General features: G+C 35.8%; 1 protein-coding gene. It reads right to left on the reverse strand.

Annotation, left to right across the window (positions count from 1 at the left end; translation table 11 throughout):
• Positions 1-360 (reverse strand): C-terminal helicase domain-containing protein (locus I6852_RS07905; protein WP_331458769.1); only part of this gene is annotated, 360 nt, incomplete at its 3' end.
• Between the last annotated feature and the right edge of the window lie 51 nt (positions 361-411).

Consider the following 411-nt stretch of genomic DNA (forward strand, 5'->3'; position numbering starts at 1 on the left):
CAAAATAGCGCTAAAGATATTCTTCTCATCGCTTCGCAAATTCTCAAAGAAAGACTTTTTACCCACAAAAATGAGATTTTCTTTTGCCCTAGAAATAGCTACATTCAAGCGTTTAGAATCTAGCAAGAAAGAAAGATTACCACAAGTTTTCACGGTGGAATAAATGATAATATCTGCCTCCTCGCCTTGAAAGGCATCCACAGTGTCTATTTTGATCTCATCAAAATTCTTGAAGCCGCATTTTTCCACTTCTGATCGCAAGCGTCTTTTTTGGGCATTATAAGGTGTGATAATTCCTATGGTTTTTCTGATTTTTCTTTGGTTAAGAGCGCGATTGATTTGCTCTAAAAGCTCTATGATTTTTTGAACTTGAGCTTTGTTATAGCTACTTGTTTTTTCTAGTTGATGCTC

This window comes from Helicobacter pylori (assembly GCF_015904775.1).
Classification (GTDB): domain Bacteria; phylum Campylobacterota; class Campylobacteria; order Campylobacterales; family Helicobacteraceae; genus Helicobacter; species Helicobacter pylori_DM.